We start from the raw sequence: 13,992 nt of genomic DNA, 5'->3' as shown, positions 1-13,992 counted from the left end.
CCCGCGACCGGGGAAGCCGGCCCACCGGCGACGCGCCCCCGCGTCCCACCCCCCACGCCGCACGACGGATCGAGGCACCCTCATGAGCATCCGCTCCTTCCTGCCGGGCCGCATCGGCTTCGGCACCGCACCGCTCGGCAACATGTTCCGCGCCATCCCCGACGAAGAGGCCGCCGCCACCGTGCAGGCCGCCTGGGACCAGGGCATCCGCTACTTCGACACCGCGCCCCTGTACGGAGCGGGCCTGGCGGAGCTACGGCTCGGCGAGGTCCTGGCCGGCAAGCCGCGCGACGAATACGTCCTGTCCACCAAGGTCGGCCGGATCATCCTCGACGAGGTCGAGGACCCGGCGTCCCGCGCACTCGGCGAGAAGGGCGCCCTGTTCGAGCACGGACGCCCCAACAAGGTGGTCAACGACTACAGCGCCGACGCGACGCTGCGCTCCGTCGAGGACAGCCTGAAGCGCCTCGGGACGGACCGCATCGACATCCTCTGGGTGCACGACATCGCCCAGGACTTCTACGGCGACGAGTGGATCGCCATGTACGAGAGCGCCCGTACCGGCGCGTTCCGCGCCCTGACCCGGCTGCGCGAGGAAGGCGTCATCAAGGCCTGGGGCATCGGCGTCAACAAGGTCGAGCCGCTGGAGATGACGCTCGACCTGGAGGAGCCGCGCCCCGACGCGTTCCTGCTGGCCGGCCGGTACACGCTGCTCGACCACGCCCGCGCCCTCCAGCGCCTGCTGCCCGCCGCGGCCGAGCAGGGCGTCGACATCGTCGTCGGCGGCCCCTACAGCTCCGGCATCCTCGCCGGCGGCAGCCACTTCGAGTACGCCGAGGCGCCCGCGCACATCGTCGAGAAGGTCGGCACGATCAAGACGCTCGCGCGGCAGCACGGCGTCGGCATCAAGTCCGCCGCCCTCCAGTTCGTGCTGGCCCACCCGGCCGTCGCCGCGGCCATCCCCGGCGCGACCCGGCCCAGCCGCATCGCCGAGGACCTCGCCGCGCTCGTCGAGCCCATGCCGTACGCCTTCTGGAAGGCCCTGCGCGAACACAAGATCATCGCGCACGACGCGCCGGTGCCGCTCGGGGAGGCCTCGTGACCGCCGCCGCCCGCGCCACCCTCGACGTGCGGCGCTCCGCCGACCAGGTCTGGAAGCTCATCGGCGGGTTCGACGCACTGCCCGACTGGCTGCCGTACATCACCAGGAGCCGCCCGGGCGAGGGCGGCCGGCTGCGCACGCTGACCACCGCCGACGGCGAGGTCATCGTCGAACGCCTCCAAACCTTCGACGAGTCGGCCCGCACCTACACCTACTCGATCGAGCGGGCACCCTTCCCCGTCAAGGACTACCGCTCCACGCTCCGGGTCGTCGACCGCGGCGACGGCGGATGCCGGGTGGAATGGTCGGGCACGTTCACCGCGGACGGCGTCACCGACGCCGAGGCGAGTGCCCTCTTCGACGGCATCTACCGGGACGGCCTGGCCGCCCTGGCGGAGACCCTCGCCGGCTGACCGGGGGAGCGGGCCGGGACCGGCGCGGCCCCGGCCCGCTCCTACATCCCGGCGGGATCCTGCGGTGCCCGCCCCGACAGCACCTCTCCGTAGGCCTGCATCAGGTCGGGCAGCCGTAACGTCGCCAGGTCGTCCCGCGACAGCGCGCCGGGATACACCGACAGCCGCAGGTCCCGGTAGGCGCAGCTCTTCTCGTACAGCGTCCGCAGGAACCGCCCGTTGCCCAGCTCGTCGATCCAGCCCTGCTCGACCACGTGTCCGGCGATCGACCGCAGCTCCTCCAGCGCCTCCTCGTCCCACGCGTCCCCGTTCTCCCCGGCCAGCACCTCGCCGATCGAGGTCAGCTCCAGCGGCCGGTAGGAGGGGAAGTCCACGCGGCTCGTGAAGCGGGAGGAGAGCCCGGGGTTGGCGGCCAGCAGCCGGTCCATGCCCTCCGGGTAGCCGGCCAGGATCACCACCAGGTGGTCGCGGTTGTCCTCGGCCCGCTTCAGCAGCACCTGCAGCGCCTCGTCGCCGTACGCGTCGCCCTTGCCGTAGCCGGAGTTGGACAGGGAGTACGCCTCGTCGACGAAGAGCACCCCGCCGATCGCGGAGTCGATCAGTTCGTTCGCCTTCACGGCGGTCTGGCCGAGGTACTCGCCGACCAGATCGGCCCGCTGGGCCTCCACCAGGTGGTCGCCGCCCAGCAGCCCGAGCGCGTAGAACACCCGGCCGAGGATCCGCGCGACCGTGGTCTTCCCGGTGCCCGAGGGGCCGGAGAAGACGAAGTGGCGCTTGGGCGGCTGCACCGGCAGCCCCTGGCCGGCCCGCAGCCGGGCCATGTTCAACTGCGCGGAGAGCGCCTTGACCTGCCGCTTCACCGGTTCGAGTCCGACCATGCGCTCCAGTTCGGCGAGCGCCTCCTCCAACAGCGCGGGATCGGTCGGCCCGGCCGGCAGCGGCGGCGAGGCCATGACCTTCTCGCGCACGGCGGGATCGACCACCGAGGGCATCGCGCCGGCCGGCGGCTCGGCCTCACCGAACCGCAGGTCCCGGCTCTCGGCGCCGAAGAGCGGGTCGAGCAGGTCGGGGCCGTCCACGACGTCCTGCCCGGCGCCGCTGAGCGTGATCGCCGCGAGGTCGGCGCTGTCGTCGTACCCGTCGCCCTCGGCGATCGCGGCCAGCCGCGCCGAGGTGTCCATGAACGCGGGGTCCACCCGGTGGACGGCCCGGTAGAGGGGGAGCGCGGCGGCGCTGCGGCCGGTGCCCTCGTGCGCCCGGGCCAGCCAGTAGCGCAGCTCCTTGCGCTGCGGCTGCTCGCTGCGGCAGCGCATCAGGGCCGCGGAGAGGAGCGGTTCGGCCTGGCCGTACATCTCCAGGCGGACCCGTGCCATGCCGCCGAAGAGCCCGGCCTCGATGCCCAGCATGGGATCGTCCAGCAGCGGGTCGGTGTGCCGCACCAACTGCTCCCAGTCCTTGACCAGGTAGGCCCGGCAGGCGTGCAGGAAGCGCACCTGCGGGTCGGCGTCCACCGGCGGCAGCCCGGCGAGGGCCCGGTCGAGTTCCGGGACGTGCCGGCCGTCCAGCCAGTGGGAGGCGTGGGCGAGCAGCAGATCGCGCGGGTTCTCCAGGACCGGCTGCACCCACCAGCCGAGCCAGTACCAGGAGTTGAGCGCGCGGCGGTGCCGGGCGCGCTGATCACCGAAGCGGTCCCGGTGCCGGAACATCCTGAGCAGCGCGGTCGTCGTGTCGACGCGCAGCGCGTGCAGCCCGAGCCAGGCGTCCGCCATGCCGGGATCCATCCGTACCGCGGCGCGGAACTCTTCCTCCGCCTGCGGATAGGCGCCCATCGTGTAGGCGTCCACGCCTCGCAGCCAGGCGAGGTCGGCCGGGGCCTCGGGGCCCTGCGTGCCGAAATCCATCACGTCCCCCACAAACCGTGCCCGTGGTTGGCCCCGGGCTCCCCCCGATGGCCGCCGTTGGTCGAACCGCTGCGCCGCGGACCGGAGTTGCAGGTGCGCGAAGCAGCCGTTCGAAGGTCGCACCGAGGGCATCGTACCTGCGGTCCCACCGCCCGCCGAAGGGTGCCGCACAGGCCGTTTGCCGAGGTGGGAGCGGATCGGGCGGACGCCGGACGGTCACCGAGGGTGAGCATGGCGGCGTACCCGGCGGGTGCAAAAGGGGTAAAGGGCAGAACGAAGCCCCCGATCACGGGGGAACAACCGGGGGCTTCGCGTCTGCGGGGCGGCCTCCAGCGGCCGCTCAGTGAGAACGTAAGTCCTGTACGGCCCTTGGGTCAAGCCGAGTTGAGGGACTGAGGCAACTTCTTCCGGGCGTCTCTTCACAAGTTCACCACACTGCCGACGGTCCCTCACGGTGGGTGACCGTCTGGTCCGGTCCAACGCTGTGCACGGGCCCCGGAAGCACCTCGTACCCCGTCCGTGACTGTGTCACCAGGAGGTCGGAGTGCGGCCGTGAGGGGTCCTCGGCGAAGTGCGCGCGTTCCGCCGCGACCCACCCGGCCCAGAACTCCCGCTGTTCCGCGCCGTCCCGCAGCCTGCCCCGCGTCCAGGACTCCTCCCGCGGCACCTCCATCCACAGCAGCCGCGCCAGGAACGGGCGCAGGGCGCGCCGGCCGGCGCCGACACCCTCGACGAGGATCACGGGGGAGGGCGGCAGCGGGCGGGGCGGACCGAAGGCGCGGGCGCGCCAGTCGTAGGGCGCGTAGCGAGCGGTCTCGCCGCGGCCGAGCGGCTCGATCACCTGCTCCAGCAGCCGGCCGGTCCAGGCGAACAGCTCGTCGTGGCTGGCGATGTCGTCGAGGTGGAGCACCGGCGCCCCGCCCAGCGCGGCGGCCAGCCGTCCGGCGAAGGTCGTCTTCCCGGAACCGGCGTGCCCGTCGACGCCGACGAGGCGTACCGGGCCGCAGGAGGGCGGCAGGCTCTGGAGCGCGGAGGCGAGGCGGTGAATGACGGGTCCCGAGGTGTGCCGAGGCGGGGTGCGGTGTCGCGTGCCGTGGGGGTGTTTTCCGGAGACATTCTAGTAGTGCGGCGCACAGCGGGCGCTCCCGGCCCCTGGGGAAGTAGCGTCTTGAACTAATTTCGAGCCGTTCTCCAGCGGTGCCGTCAATATTTCCGGCCCGCTGACCGATATGTCGAAATCGGACGTTCCCGGTGCGGCCACCGCTGAGTAGTGTGCTTTCTGCGCGAGCACGGCGCGTCGAACGGGGACGGACAGGGGAAGATGGCCGCGGAGTTATTCGAAGGGCAGTACGTATGGCATCCGGCGGCCGATGACCGCTTGCTCGCGAGTGTTTGCGTGGACGTGCGGGCCGGCAGATATCGCAGCGCCCGAGAGGCCCTCGCCGAGACGCGCACCGACTTCGCGCTGCGCGCCCACCGCTCGCTGGTGCTGGCCTCCGAGGCGGCCGGCACCGATCTGGTCGAACGCTGGCTGGCCGAGGAGCCGGGCCCCGAGTCCGCGCTGATGTGGGCACGGGTGGCCGTGCAGCGGGCGATCCACGCGGCCGACGCCCGCGACGAGCGCGCCGAGGCGCTGGAGCGGATCGCCCTCGCCGCCTGCGATCGCGCCTCGGCCCTGAACCCCGCCGATCCCACGCCCTGGGCGGCCAAGCTGGCCATGGCCCGGCTGCACCGCCCGCACGACCACGCCCCGAGCGGCCTGCTGACCTCGCCGCCCGGCCCCTGGCGGCTGTTCGCGCACACCCTCGCCCTCGACCCCTGGCACCGCGAGGCCCACCACCGCTTCCTGTCCTTCTTCTTCACCCGCTACGGCGGCTCGGTCAACGCCGCCTGGGACGTCGCCGCCTTCCTCGCCCAGCGGGCACCCGCCGACTCCGCGATCCGGCTGCTGCCCCTGGTCGCCCTGGTGGAGAGCCACAACCCCACCCAGCTGCTGGCCGAGCGGGTCTGGGAACAGCCGCAGTGGCGCGCCACCGCCCTGTCGATCTACCACAACTGGCTGCCCACGATGGCCGGATACCGCTTCACCCCGGTGCTCGACCTGGCCTATCTCGCGCACGCCCTGGTCATGGCCCAGCGCGAGTTCGAGGCCCGCGCGGTCTTCACCGCCATGGGGCGGTACGCCTCACGCATGCCCTGGAGCGTGTTCGGCGAGCCCGCCGAGCAGCTCTCCCGGGCCCGCCGCGCCTGCGGCCTGCCCATCCCCTCGTAGTGCCGTCCCCCCCCACAGAGAGAAAGGCCGGTAGATGCCGGAGCGCACAGCGGACCCCGTCACGCTCGACGACGACGCGACCCTGCATGCGATGGGTTATCCACGGAAACTCACCCGTCGATTCCAGGCGTTCGACAACTTTGCCATATCCTTCACCATCATCAATATCCTCTCCGGTATCTTCTCGTCCTTCGGATTCGGAATGAACGCGGGCGGGCCCCGTATTCTCGTGTTCGGCTGGATCGGCGTCTGCGTGATGGTGATGTGCATCGGCGCCGCGATGGCGGAAGTCGCCTCCGCCTATCCGACGAGCGGCGCGCTCTATTTCTCGGCCGGTAAACTCGCCAAACGCCACAAGGGCGCCTGGTCCTGGTACACCGGCTGGCTGAACTTCGTGGGCCAGATCGGCGGCACCGCCGCCACCGGGTACGCGGCGGCCACCTTCCTTCAGGCCTTCCTCGCCCTCCAGTGGCCCTCGTACACCCCCACGACCCACCAGACCGTCCTGATCACGGCTCTGATCATCGTGCTCCAGGGACTCGCCAACACCTACACCGTGCAGCTCGTCGCGGTGCTGAACCGGATTTCGGTGTGGTGGCTGCTGATCGGACTCGTGGTGATCGTGAGCACACTGATCGTGATGCCGGCCCATCACCAGTCGGCGTCCTTCGTGACGCATTTCGTGAACAACACCGGCTTCACCGACGGCCTTTACGGCGGCATGCTCGGCCTGCTGGTCACCAGCTGGACCTTCACCGGCTTCGACGGCAGCTTCCACATGTCCGAGGAAACGGTCCAGGCGACCGTGAACGCGCCCCGGGGGATCATCCGCTCGATCGGCTGTTCCGCGATCACGGGACTCGTCCTGATGCTGGCGCTCGTGTACAGCATCGGCGACTACGACAAGGTGGCGAAGTCCTCCGCGCCGCCCGTCCAGATTCTCATCGACGGACTCGGCATGGGCTGGGCCAAGGCGATGCTGCTCGTGGTCATCGGCGCCATGCTCTTCTGCGGCCTCGCCAACCTCACCAGCAACACCCGGCAGATCTTCGCCTTCTCCCGGGACGGCGCCATGCCCGGCTCCCGCCTGTGGCACTCGGTGTCACCCCGCACCCGTACGCCCGTCAAGGCCGTCTGGCTGGCGGTGGCCTGTTCGCTGGCCCTGATCGTGCCGGGCTGGTGGTCGCACACGGCGTTCACCGCGATCGTCAGCGTCAACGTCGTCGGCCTGTTCCTCGCCTACGCCGTGCCGGTGTTCCTGCGGCTGCGGCTCGGCGACGCGTTCCGGCCGGGGCCGTGGAACCTGGGCCGCTGGAGCAAGCCGGTCGGCTGGCTGGCGGTGACCTGGATCCTGCTGAGCAGCGTCCTGTTCATGCTGCCGCAGGCCTCGCCGATCACCGTCGACACCTTCAACTACGCGCCGATCGCCCTGGCCGTCGTCCTGATCGTGGCCACGGTCTGGTGGTTCGCCACCGCCCGCCGCAGGTTCCAGGGACCGGTCAGCTACGGCCGCCCCGACGAGGTCGCCGCCATGGACCTGATCTGACGCGGACGAGGAGATCCCCGGCGCGGGGCGCCGGGGATCTTTCAGCGGACGAGACCAATATTGGTGGGCGTGGCATGGGCGAAAGTGCTGGCAGGGGCATGTCCGCTGCTTCATAGTGGGCGCACCGGACCAGCAGCGTCGCGCACCCCTGGGGGTCTCCCGCCCATGAGCAGAGCCGAACAGCCGTCCCGCCGAACCGTCCTGGCCGCCGCGGCCGCCGTCGCCGCGGCCGCCGTCGCCCAGGGCGTGATCCCGGCGGCCCCCGCGACCGCGGCGCCGGAGACCGACTCCGAGGACCTCGCCCGCACCCGGACCCGTCCGGTCGACTACCACGCGTGGACCACCCAGGGGGACTGGCGGAGCGGCTCGGCCCAGGGTGTCCGTGCCGTCGCCGGACGGCGCCCCGGCGTGGTGATCGCCACCGCGGCCGGCACCACCTCCTACGCCGACCCGCACACCGGCACCACCGCCTCGTGGGAGTACGCCACCTGGACCGGCCCGGTGCACCGGCTCGCCGTGCCCGCCACCGAGGCCATCGCCTCCTGGAACGCCGACACCCCGGCCGGCACCTGGATCCAGGTCGAACTGCACGGCACCTACTCCGACGGCACCGAGACCCCCTGGTACGTGATGGGCCGCTGGGCGGCGGGCGACCAGGACATCAAGCGGACCTCGGTGGACGGCCAGTCGGACGGCAGGAGCAGCGTCTGGACGGACACCTTCGCCATCGACGACGCGGCCGGCGGCCTGCGTCTGGCCGCCTACCAACTGCGCCTGACCCTCTACCGCAGGCCCGGCACCGAGCTCACCCCGACCGTCTGGCGGCTCGGCGCGATGGGCTCCGACGTCCCGGACCGCTTCACCGTCCCCGCCTCCGTGCCGGGGCGGGCGCGGGAACTGACGGTGCCGCGCTACTCGCAGGAGATCCACAAGGGCCAGTACCCGCAGTACGACAACGGCGGCGAGGCCTGGTGCAGCCCCACCTCCTCGCAGATGATCATCGAGTACTGGGGCGGCCGGCTCACCCCGGCCCAACTGGCCTGGGTCGACCCGTCGTACGCCGACCCCCAGGTCTGCCACGCGGCCCGCCACACCTACGACTACCAGTACGAGGGCTGCGGCAACTGGCCCTTCAACGCCGCCTACGCGGCGACCTACCCGGACCTCCAGGGCGTGATAACGCGTCTCGGTTCGCTCACCGACCTGGAGACGCTGATCGCGGCCGGCATCCCGGCCATCACGTCCCAGTCGTTCCTGGCGAGCGAGCTGACCGGCGCCGGCTACGGCACCTCGGGCCACCTCATGACGGTGATCGGCTTCACCGCCGAGGGCGACGTGATCGCCAACGACCCCTGCTCGGTGGACGACGACGCCGTCCGGCGCGTCTATCCGCGCCGGGAGTTCGAGAACATCTGGCTGCGGACCAAGCGGTACAACGCCTCCGGCAACGTCGCCTCGGGCACCGGGGGCGTCTGCTACCTGTACTTCCCGGCCTGCCCGAGCCCGCGCCAGCTCAAGGCGCTCGCGGCGGTGGGCGTGCGCTGACCGGGCGGGACGCCGGTCTCCGGTCCGCCCGGAGGGCGGCGTCCTGTGAGCAAGCTCTCCGCCGCAAAAGCCGCAATCGGTGGCATGGTGGACGGCATGACGACGCACTCCGCCACCGCCCGCGCCCGTACCGGCGGCCCCAGGGACGACGGCCCGAAGGTCCTGGAACACGTCATGGGCTGGGCCCTCGTCGTGGTCGTCGCCATGCTCGTGACCCAACTCGGGCTGCTGTGACCTGACCCCGCACCCGACCTGGCATACTGCGGATGTCCCGCGCAGCCTGCTGAGACCAGGGTCTAAATTGAATATTAGTCAACAGCGTGCCGCCGCCCGTCCCCGCGCGCGCGGCACCGAGCGCTCCGTGGCCCGTCGTGCCGAACTGATCGCCATCGGCCGGAAGTTGTTCGCCGACACCTCCTACGACGCGCTCTCCATGGACGACATCGCCCGGCAGGCGCATGTCGCCAAAGGTCTGATCTACTACTACTTCCAGTCCAAGCGCGGCTACTACCTGGCGATCATCCAGGACTCGGTCGCGGACCTGGTCACCTACGCCGCCAGCGGTCTCGAACTGCCCCAGGTGGACCGCGTCCACCGGACCATCGACAGCTACCTGCGCTACGCCGAGTTCCACCAGGCCGCGTACCGCACGATCGTCAGCGGCGGCGTCGGCTTCGACGCCGAGGTGCACTCCATCCGGGACGGGGTGCGCGAGGCGATGGTCGGGACCATCGCCGAAGGCGCCTACGGCCGCAGCGACATCGGCCCGCTCGCCAGGATGGGCCTGCTCGCCTGGCTGTGCAGCGTGGAGGGCGCGACCCTCAACTGGATCGACAACCCCGAACTCTCCCGCGACACCATGTGCGAGCTGCTGGTCAAGACGCTCGGCGGCACCATGCGCGCCATCGAGGAGCTGGACCCCGCCTACCGGGCCCCGGCACCGGCCCGCCGGGACGCCTGACAGGCCAGAGGGGCGGAGGTCTCGTGGAACCCCCGCCCCGAGCCCCCGTGACCGGGGGTCAGTTGACGGCCTTGATCAGCTCACCGCCCGCGGTGTCGCCGCTCAGCTCCCAGAGGAACGTGCCGCCCAGTCCCTGCTGGTTCTTGTAGGTCATCTTGGTCGCGATGGTCGCCGGGGTGTCGTAACTCCACCAGTTGGTGCCGCACTTGGCGTACGCGGTCCCGGCCACCGTGCCGGTCGCCGGGCACTTGGTCCTGAGCACCTTGTAGTCCTCGATGCCCGCCTCGTAGGTGCCCGCCGCCGGGCCGGTGGCCGAGCCGCCGGGCGCCGCCTGGGTGACACCGGTCCAGCCGCGGCCGTAGAAGCCGATGCCGAGCAGCAGCTTGGAGGCCGGGACGCCGAGGCCCCTCAGCTTGGCGATCGTGGCCGACGTGTAGAAGTTCGCCTTGGGGATGCCCGAGTACGAGGTGAGCGGCGAGTGCGGGGCCGTGGGCCCGGTCGCGTCCCAGGCTCCGAAGTAGTCGTACGTCATCGGGTTGTACCAGTCGACGTACTGGGCGGCGCCCGCGTAGTCGGCCGCTTCGATCTTGCCGCCGGCGGTCGCGTCCGCGGTGATGGCGGCCGTGACCAGCGCGCCGCTGCCGAACCTGGAGCGCAGCGCGGCCATCAGGTTCCTGAACGCGTCGCGGCCACTGGTGTCGCAGGTGTTGCCGCAGGCGTTCGGGTACTCCCAGTCGATGTCGATGCCGTCGAAGACACCGGCCCACTTGGAGTTCTTCACCAGGTCGTAGCAGGACTGGGCGAAGGCGGCCGGGTTCCTGGCGGCCTCGCCGAACCCGCTCGACCAGGTCCAGCCGCCGAAGGACCAGAGGATCTTGAGGTTCGGATGCTTCTTCTTCAGCTTGAGCAACTGGTTGAAGTTGCCGCGCAGCGGCTGGTCCCAGGTGTCCGCGACCCCGTCCACCGACTCGGCGGCGGTGTAGGCGCGGTCGGTCGCGGCGTACGAGTCGCCCATCGCGCACTTGCCGCCGGTGACGTTGCCGAAGGCGTAGTTGATGTGGGTGAGCTTCGCCGCCGAGCCGGAGGTCTCGACGTTCTTGACCAGGTACTTGCGGTCGTAGACGCCCCATTCCGTGAAGTAGCCGACGACCTTCGAGCCGGCCTGGACCCGGGGAGCGGCCGGAGCGGCCGGGGCCGCGGCGGAAGCGGTGCCCGCGCCGGCCAGCAGCCCGGCGCCGAGGACGGCGCAACAGGCCGCGGAGACCAGCGCCCGGAACCGGGAGCGGTGGGAGATGTGCATCGGGTGTCTCCTCCTGGGGGAGAGGGGAACGCGCGCCGATTGGCATGAACGCGGTAAAGCGTTGGTCATGAACCTTAGGAGGACTAGACCAGTCGGGTCAATGGTTCGGACCAATCTGGGGGTGCGCGAATGTTGTCCTGGAATTGGCGAAGTAAGCGGTCGTTAACTGGTGACGGAAGGTCCCCGATCGGGCATACTCACTGCGCAGCCGCTGGTCAGCAGCTTCCGTGACCCGGAACGCCCGCCTCGGCGGCACTCGAACGACAGGCGGAGCGGCCCCTACCCGACGGGCCGCGCCCGCCCGTGCCCGACAGGGAGGAGACCGACGCCATGTCCGACCGCGACCCGCAGCCGGTGGAGCGTCAGCTGCCCACGGAGGAAGCGAGGGACCTGATCTCGCTCGTCCGGGAGATCGCCCAGCGCGAGATCGCGCCCCGGGCGGCCGAGGAGGAGGACGCCGGGCGCTTCCCGCGCGAGGTCTTCACCCTCCTCTCCGAGTCAGGACTGCTCGGCCTGCCGTACGACGCCGAGTACGGCGGCGGTGAGCAGCCCTACGAGGTGTACCTCCAGGTCCTGGAGGAGCTGGCCGCGGCCCGCCTCACCGTCGGTCTCGGCGTCAGCGTGCACACCCTCGCCGGCTACGCGCTCGCCGCCTACGGCACCAAGCAGCAGCAGGTGGAGCACCTGCCGGCGATGCTCGGCGGCGGCCTGCTCGGCGCCTACTGCCTGTCCGAGCCGGCGTCCGGCTCCGACGCGGCCTCCCTGCGCACGAAGGCGGTCAGGGACGGCGACGACTGGGTGATCAACGGCACCAAGGCGTGGATCACGCACGGCGGCATCGCCGACTTCTACACGGTCATGGCCCGCACCGGCGGGGAGGGCTCGCACGGGATCACCGCCTTCCTGGTCCCCGGTGACGCCGAGGGCCTGAGCGCCGCGGCGCCCGAGAAGAAGATGGGCATGAAGGGCTCGCCCACCGCCCAGGTGCACTTCGACGACGTCCGGGTCCCGGACGAGCGTCGGCTCGGCGAGGAGGGTCAGGGCTTCGCCATCGCCCTGTCCGCACTGGACTCGGGCCGGCTCGGCATCGCCGCCTGCGCCGTCGGCCTCGCCCAGGCGGCCCTGGACGAGGCGGTCGCCTACGCCACCGGACGGCGGCAGTTCGGCCACCCCATCGCCGACTTCCAGGGCCTGCGCTTCATGATCGCCGACATGGCGACCCGGATCGAGGCGGGCCGCGCCCTCTACCTCGCGGCGGCGCGGCTGCGGGACGCGGGCCGGCCGTTCGCCAAGCAGGCCGCCATGGCCAAGCTGTACTGCACCGACACCGCGATGAAGGTGACCACCGACGCCGTCCAGATCCTCGGCGGCTACGGCTACACCGTCGACTTCCCGGTCGAGCGCTACATGCGCGAGGCCAAGGTCCTGCAGATCGTCGAGGGCACCAACCAGATCCAGCGGATGGTCATCGCCCGTCATGTTGCGGGGCCGGAAAGCCGCTGAACTGCCCGCGCGTGACCGTCGGGGCCGCCAGCCTGACCCACTCCGGGTCGTGGCGGCCCGGCAGGGTGCGGCCCCGGTCCGCCCAGGCGCGCAGCAGATCGCGGTAGATCGGCGGATCCTGCGGCGCGGGCGGCGGGGCCGGTGAGGCGGGCTGGGGCACGAAGATACGGCGCTGACGGCCGAGGGCGGTGTAGGTGGTCGTCATGCCCGGCCAACGCGGCTGCGGCCGCCCTGGTCACCGATCCCGCTAATCGTGCGTGAGTTCGTGGACGTCCGGTCCCGGATCTGGCCACCCCCGAGTTTCTGACGTACCGTCAGCCGGACCGTCTCCAGCCTCCGGGGAGGCCCGCATGGCCGACGACCGTCCCGTACCGCTCGACGACTACCCGGTGCACCAGGTCCCGCTCTCCATGAAGCACGTCGCCACCGGAGACCGGAACGCCTACGACCGCTGCATCTTCCACGTCTTCGACCACGACGGCCGTGCCCTGCTCATCCTCGGCCTCGGCGTCTACCCGAACGTCGGAGTGATCGACGCCTACGCCACCCTGCGCACCGGCGACACCCTGCACGCGGTGCGCGCCTCGGACGCACTCGGCGACGACCGGATGCGCCTCGCGGTCGGCCCGCTGCGCGTCGAGGTCCGCGAACCGCTCCGGCGCTTCCGGCTGACCTGCGACGACGCGATCTCCTGTGACCTCACCTGGACCGCCGCCTTCCCGGCCCTGTGGGAGCCGCACCACCTGCAGCGCCGCGGCGACCGGCTGACGCTGGAGGGCCGCAGGTTCGTGCAGGCCGGGGGAGTGTCCGGGGTGATCCGGGCCGGCGGCGAGGAGTTCCGCGTCGAACCCGGCGGCTGGACCGGCACCCGGGACCGCAGCTGGGGCGTGCGGCCCATACCGGGGGAGGAGGGCGGCAGGTTCGCCGAGGAGAACCCGGCCGAGGGCTTCCACCGGATCTGGTGCCCCGTGCGCTTCGAGGACCGGTTCCTGATGATCGTCGTCCAGGAGGACGCCGACGGCTACCGCACCCTGAACGACGCCACCCTGGTCCGCCCGGGCCGGCCGGACCGCCAACTCGGCTGGCCGCAGGCCGAGATCACCTACCGCGCGGGCACCCGCCACCCTGAGCGTGCCGTCGTCCACCTCGGCGGCCCGCGCGAGCCGCAGGAGCTGGAGGCGGAGATCCTCGCCTCCTCGCCGCTCGCGATCGGCGCCGGCTACCCGCCCGCCGACGACTGGCAGCACGGCACCTGGCAGGGCCGCTCCTGGACGGACCGCCGTACCTACGACATGACCGCCCACCACCCGCGCGCGGCCTACGGCGTCACCGACCACTCCGCGCGCTTCCGGCTGGACGGCCGCACCGGCCACGGCGTCTTCGAGCACGGCTCGTTCGGCAGGCACGACCCGAGCGGCTTCACCGGCTTCGACTCGGTGGCGCCCTGAA

At 71.5% G+C, this 13,992-nt stretch carries 13 protein-coding genes; 9 read left to right on the top strand and 4 right to left on the bottom strand.

Features of this window, described 5'->3' with window-relative positions; translation table 11 throughout:
• Window positions 1-82: 82 nt before the first annotated feature.
• Both ACIRQ9_RS28595 and ACIRQ9_RS28590 read left to right on the top strand, forming a co-directional pair.
• Window positions 83-1,102, top strand: a complete 1,020-nt coding sequence (locus ACIRQ9_RS28595) for an aldo/keto reductase (protein WP_404179486.1) — start codon at window positions 83-85, stop codon at window positions 1,100-1,102.
• Window positions 1,099-1,515: an SRPBCC family protein gene (locus ACIRQ9_RS28590; protein ID WP_404179483.1), complete on the top strand. Its 417-nt coding sequence runs from the start codon at window positions 1,099-1,101 to the stop codon at window positions 1,513-1,515. Before ACIRQ9_RS28595 ends, ACIRQ9_RS28590 begins: the two co-directional genes overlap by 4 nt.
• A gap of 41 nt (window positions 1,516-1,556) precedes the next feature.
• On the opposite strand, the gene ACIRQ9_RS28585 is transcribed toward ACIRQ9_RS28590, so the two are convergent.
• Both ACIRQ9_RS28585 and ACIRQ9_RS28580 read right to left on the bottom strand, forming a co-directional pair.
• Window positions 1,557-3,416 carry an AAA family ATPase gene (locus ACIRQ9_RS28585; RefSeq protein WP_404179480.1) on the bottom strand — a complete coding sequence of 620 codons (1,860 nt, stop codon included), beginning with the start codon at window positions 3,414-3,416 and terminating at the stop codon, window positions 1,557-1,559.
• A 427-nt stretch (window positions 3,417-3,843) separates the two neighbouring features.
• Window positions 3,844-4,464, bottom strand: a complete 621-nt coding sequence (locus ACIRQ9_RS28580) for a uridine kinase (protein ID WP_404179688.1) — start codon at window positions 4,462-4,464, stop codon at window positions 3,844-3,846.
• A gap of 273 nt (window positions 4,465-4,737) precedes the next feature.
• Between ACIRQ9_RS28580 and ACIRQ9_RS28575 the strand changes: the two genes are divergently transcribed.
• The 5 genes from ACIRQ9_RS28575 to ACIRQ9_RS28555 all read left to right on the top strand — a co-directional run bounded on the left by ACIRQ9_RS28575 (window position 4,738) and on the right by ACIRQ9_RS28555 (window position 9,740).
• Window positions 4,738-5,688: a hypothetical protein gene (locus ACIRQ9_RS28575; RefSeq protein WP_404179477.1), complete on the top strand. Its 951-nt coding sequence runs from the start codon at window positions 4,738-4,740 to the stop codon at window positions 5,686-5,688.
• A 34-nt stretch (window positions 5,689-5,722) separates the two neighbouring features.
• The gene (locus ACIRQ9_RS28570; RefSeq protein ID WP_404179474.1) at window positions 5,723-7,234 is read left to right on the top strand and encodes an amino acid permease; all 1,512 of its coding nucleotides are present in this window, start codon (window positions 5,723-5,725) and stop codon (window positions 7,232-7,234) included.
• A gap of 165 nt (window positions 7,235-7,399) precedes the next feature.
• A complete protein-coding gene (locus ACIRQ9_RS28565) occupies window positions 7,400-8,779 on the top strand; it encodes a peptidase C39 family protein (protein ID WP_404179471.1) in 1,380 nt (459 codons plus the stop codon).
• 96 nt (window positions 8,780-8,875) lie between these two features.
• Window positions 8,876-9,013 carry an SCO1431 family membrane protein gene (locus tag ACIRQ9_RS28560; protein ID WP_404179468.1) on the top strand — a complete coding sequence of 46 codons (138 nt, stop codon included), beginning with the start codon at window positions 8,876-8,878 and terminating at the stop codon, window positions 9,011-9,013.
• A 67-nt stretch (window positions 9,014-9,080) separates the two neighbouring features.
• The gene (locus ACIRQ9_RS28555; RefSeq protein WP_404179465.1) at window positions 9,081-9,740 is read left to right on the top strand and encodes a TetR/AcrR family transcriptional regulator; all 660 of its coding nucleotides are present in this window, start codon (window positions 9,081-9,083) and stop codon (window positions 9,738-9,740) included.
• Window positions 9,741-9,798: 58 nt separating this feature from the next.
• Here the strand turns inward: ACIRQ9_RS28555 and ACIRQ9_RS28550 are convergent, their stop codons facing one another.
• A complete protein-coding gene (locus tag ACIRQ9_RS28550) occupies window positions 9,799-11,040 on the bottom strand; it encodes a glycoside hydrolase family 18 protein (RefSeq protein ID WP_404179462.1) in 1,242 nt (413 codons plus the stop codon).
• 330 nt (window positions 11,041-11,370) lie between these two features.
• Here ACIRQ9_RS28550 and ACIRQ9_RS28545 point away from each other — a divergent pair, with 330 nt between their 5' ends.
• The gene (locus tag ACIRQ9_RS28545) at window positions 11,371-12,543 is read left to right on the top strand and encodes an acyl-CoA dehydrogenase (protein WP_404179459.1); all 1,173 of its coding nucleotides are present in this window, start codon (window positions 11,371-11,373) and stop codon (window positions 12,541-12,543) included.
• On the opposite strand, the gene ACIRQ9_RS28540 is transcribed toward ACIRQ9_RS28545, so the two are convergent.
• Window positions 12,506-12,748, bottom strand: coding sequence for a hypothetical protein (locus tag ACIRQ9_RS28540; protein ID WP_404179456.1), 243 nt, complete (start codon window positions 12,746-12,748; stop codon window positions 12,506-12,508). The two genes, ACIRQ9_RS28545 and ACIRQ9_RS28540, sit on opposite strands and share 38 nt — an antisense overlap.
• A 145-nt stretch (window positions 12,749-12,893) precedes the next feature.
• On the opposite strand from ACIRQ9_RS28540, the gene ACIRQ9_RS28535 reads away from it, so the two are divergent.
• Window positions 12,894-13,991 carry a hypothetical protein gene (locus tag ACIRQ9_RS28535; protein WP_404179453.1) on the top strand — a complete coding sequence of 366 codons (1,098 nt, stop codon included), beginning with the start codon at window positions 12,894-12,896 and terminating at the stop codon, window positions 13,989-13,991.
• Window position 13,992 lies beyond the last annotated feature (1 nt).

Origin of the sequence: Streptomyces sp. NPDC101237 (assembly GCF_044767465.1) — a bacterium.
Lineage (GTDB): Bacteria > Actinomycetota > Actinomycetes > Streptomycetales > Streptomycetaceae > Streptomyces > Streptomyces gramineus.
The sequence above is the reverse complement of the archived record's forward strand: the minus strand, read 5'-3'. Positions and strand labels throughout refer to the sequence as shown.

What these genes read in the sequence shown, in the direction of transcription:
- ACIRQ9_RS28595 (WP_404179486.1), top strand. Translation starts at nt 83, where the DNA reads ATGAGCATCCGCTCCTTCCTGCCGGGCCGCATCGGCTTCGGCACCGCA.
- ACIRQ9_RS28585 (WP_404179480.1), bottom strand. Translation starts at nt 3,416, where the DNA reads ATGGATTTCGGCACGCAGGGCCCCGAGGCCCCGGCCGACCTCGCCTGG.
- ACIRQ9_RS28575 (WP_404179477.1), top strand. Translation starts at nt 4,738, where the DNA reads ATGGCCGCGGAGTTATTCGAAGGGCAGTACGTATGGCATCCGGCGGCC.
- ACIRQ9_RS28570 (WP_404179474.1), top strand. Translation starts at nt 5,723, where the DNA reads ATGCCGGAGCGCACAGCGGACCCCGTCACGCTCGACGACGACGCGACC.
- ACIRQ9_RS28565 (WP_404179471.1), top strand. Translation starts at nt 7,400, where the DNA reads ATGAGCAGAGCCGAACAGCCGTCCCGCCGAACCGTCCTGGCCGCCGCG.
- ACIRQ9_RS28560 (WP_404179468.1), top strand. Translation starts at nt 8,876, where the DNA reads ATGACGACGCACTCCGCCACCGCCCGCGCCCGTACCGGCGGCCCCAGG.
- ACIRQ9_RS28550 (WP_404179462.1), bottom strand. Translation starts at nt 11,040, where the DNA reads ATGCACATCTCCCACCGCTCCCGGTTCCGGGCGCTGGTCTCCGCGGCC.
- ACIRQ9_RS28545 (WP_404179459.1), top strand. Translation starts at nt 11,371, where the DNA reads ATGTCCGACCGCGACCCGCAGCCGGTGGAGCGTCAGCTGCCCACGGAG.
- ACIRQ9_RS28540 (WP_404179456.1), bottom strand. Translation starts at nt 12,748, where the DNA reads ATGACGACCACCTACACCGCCCTCGGCCGTCAGCGCCGTATCTTCGTG.
- ACIRQ9_RS28535 (WP_404179453.1), top strand. Translation starts at nt 12,894, where the DNA reads ATGGCCGACGACCGTCCCGTACCGCTCGACGACTACCCGGTGCACCAG.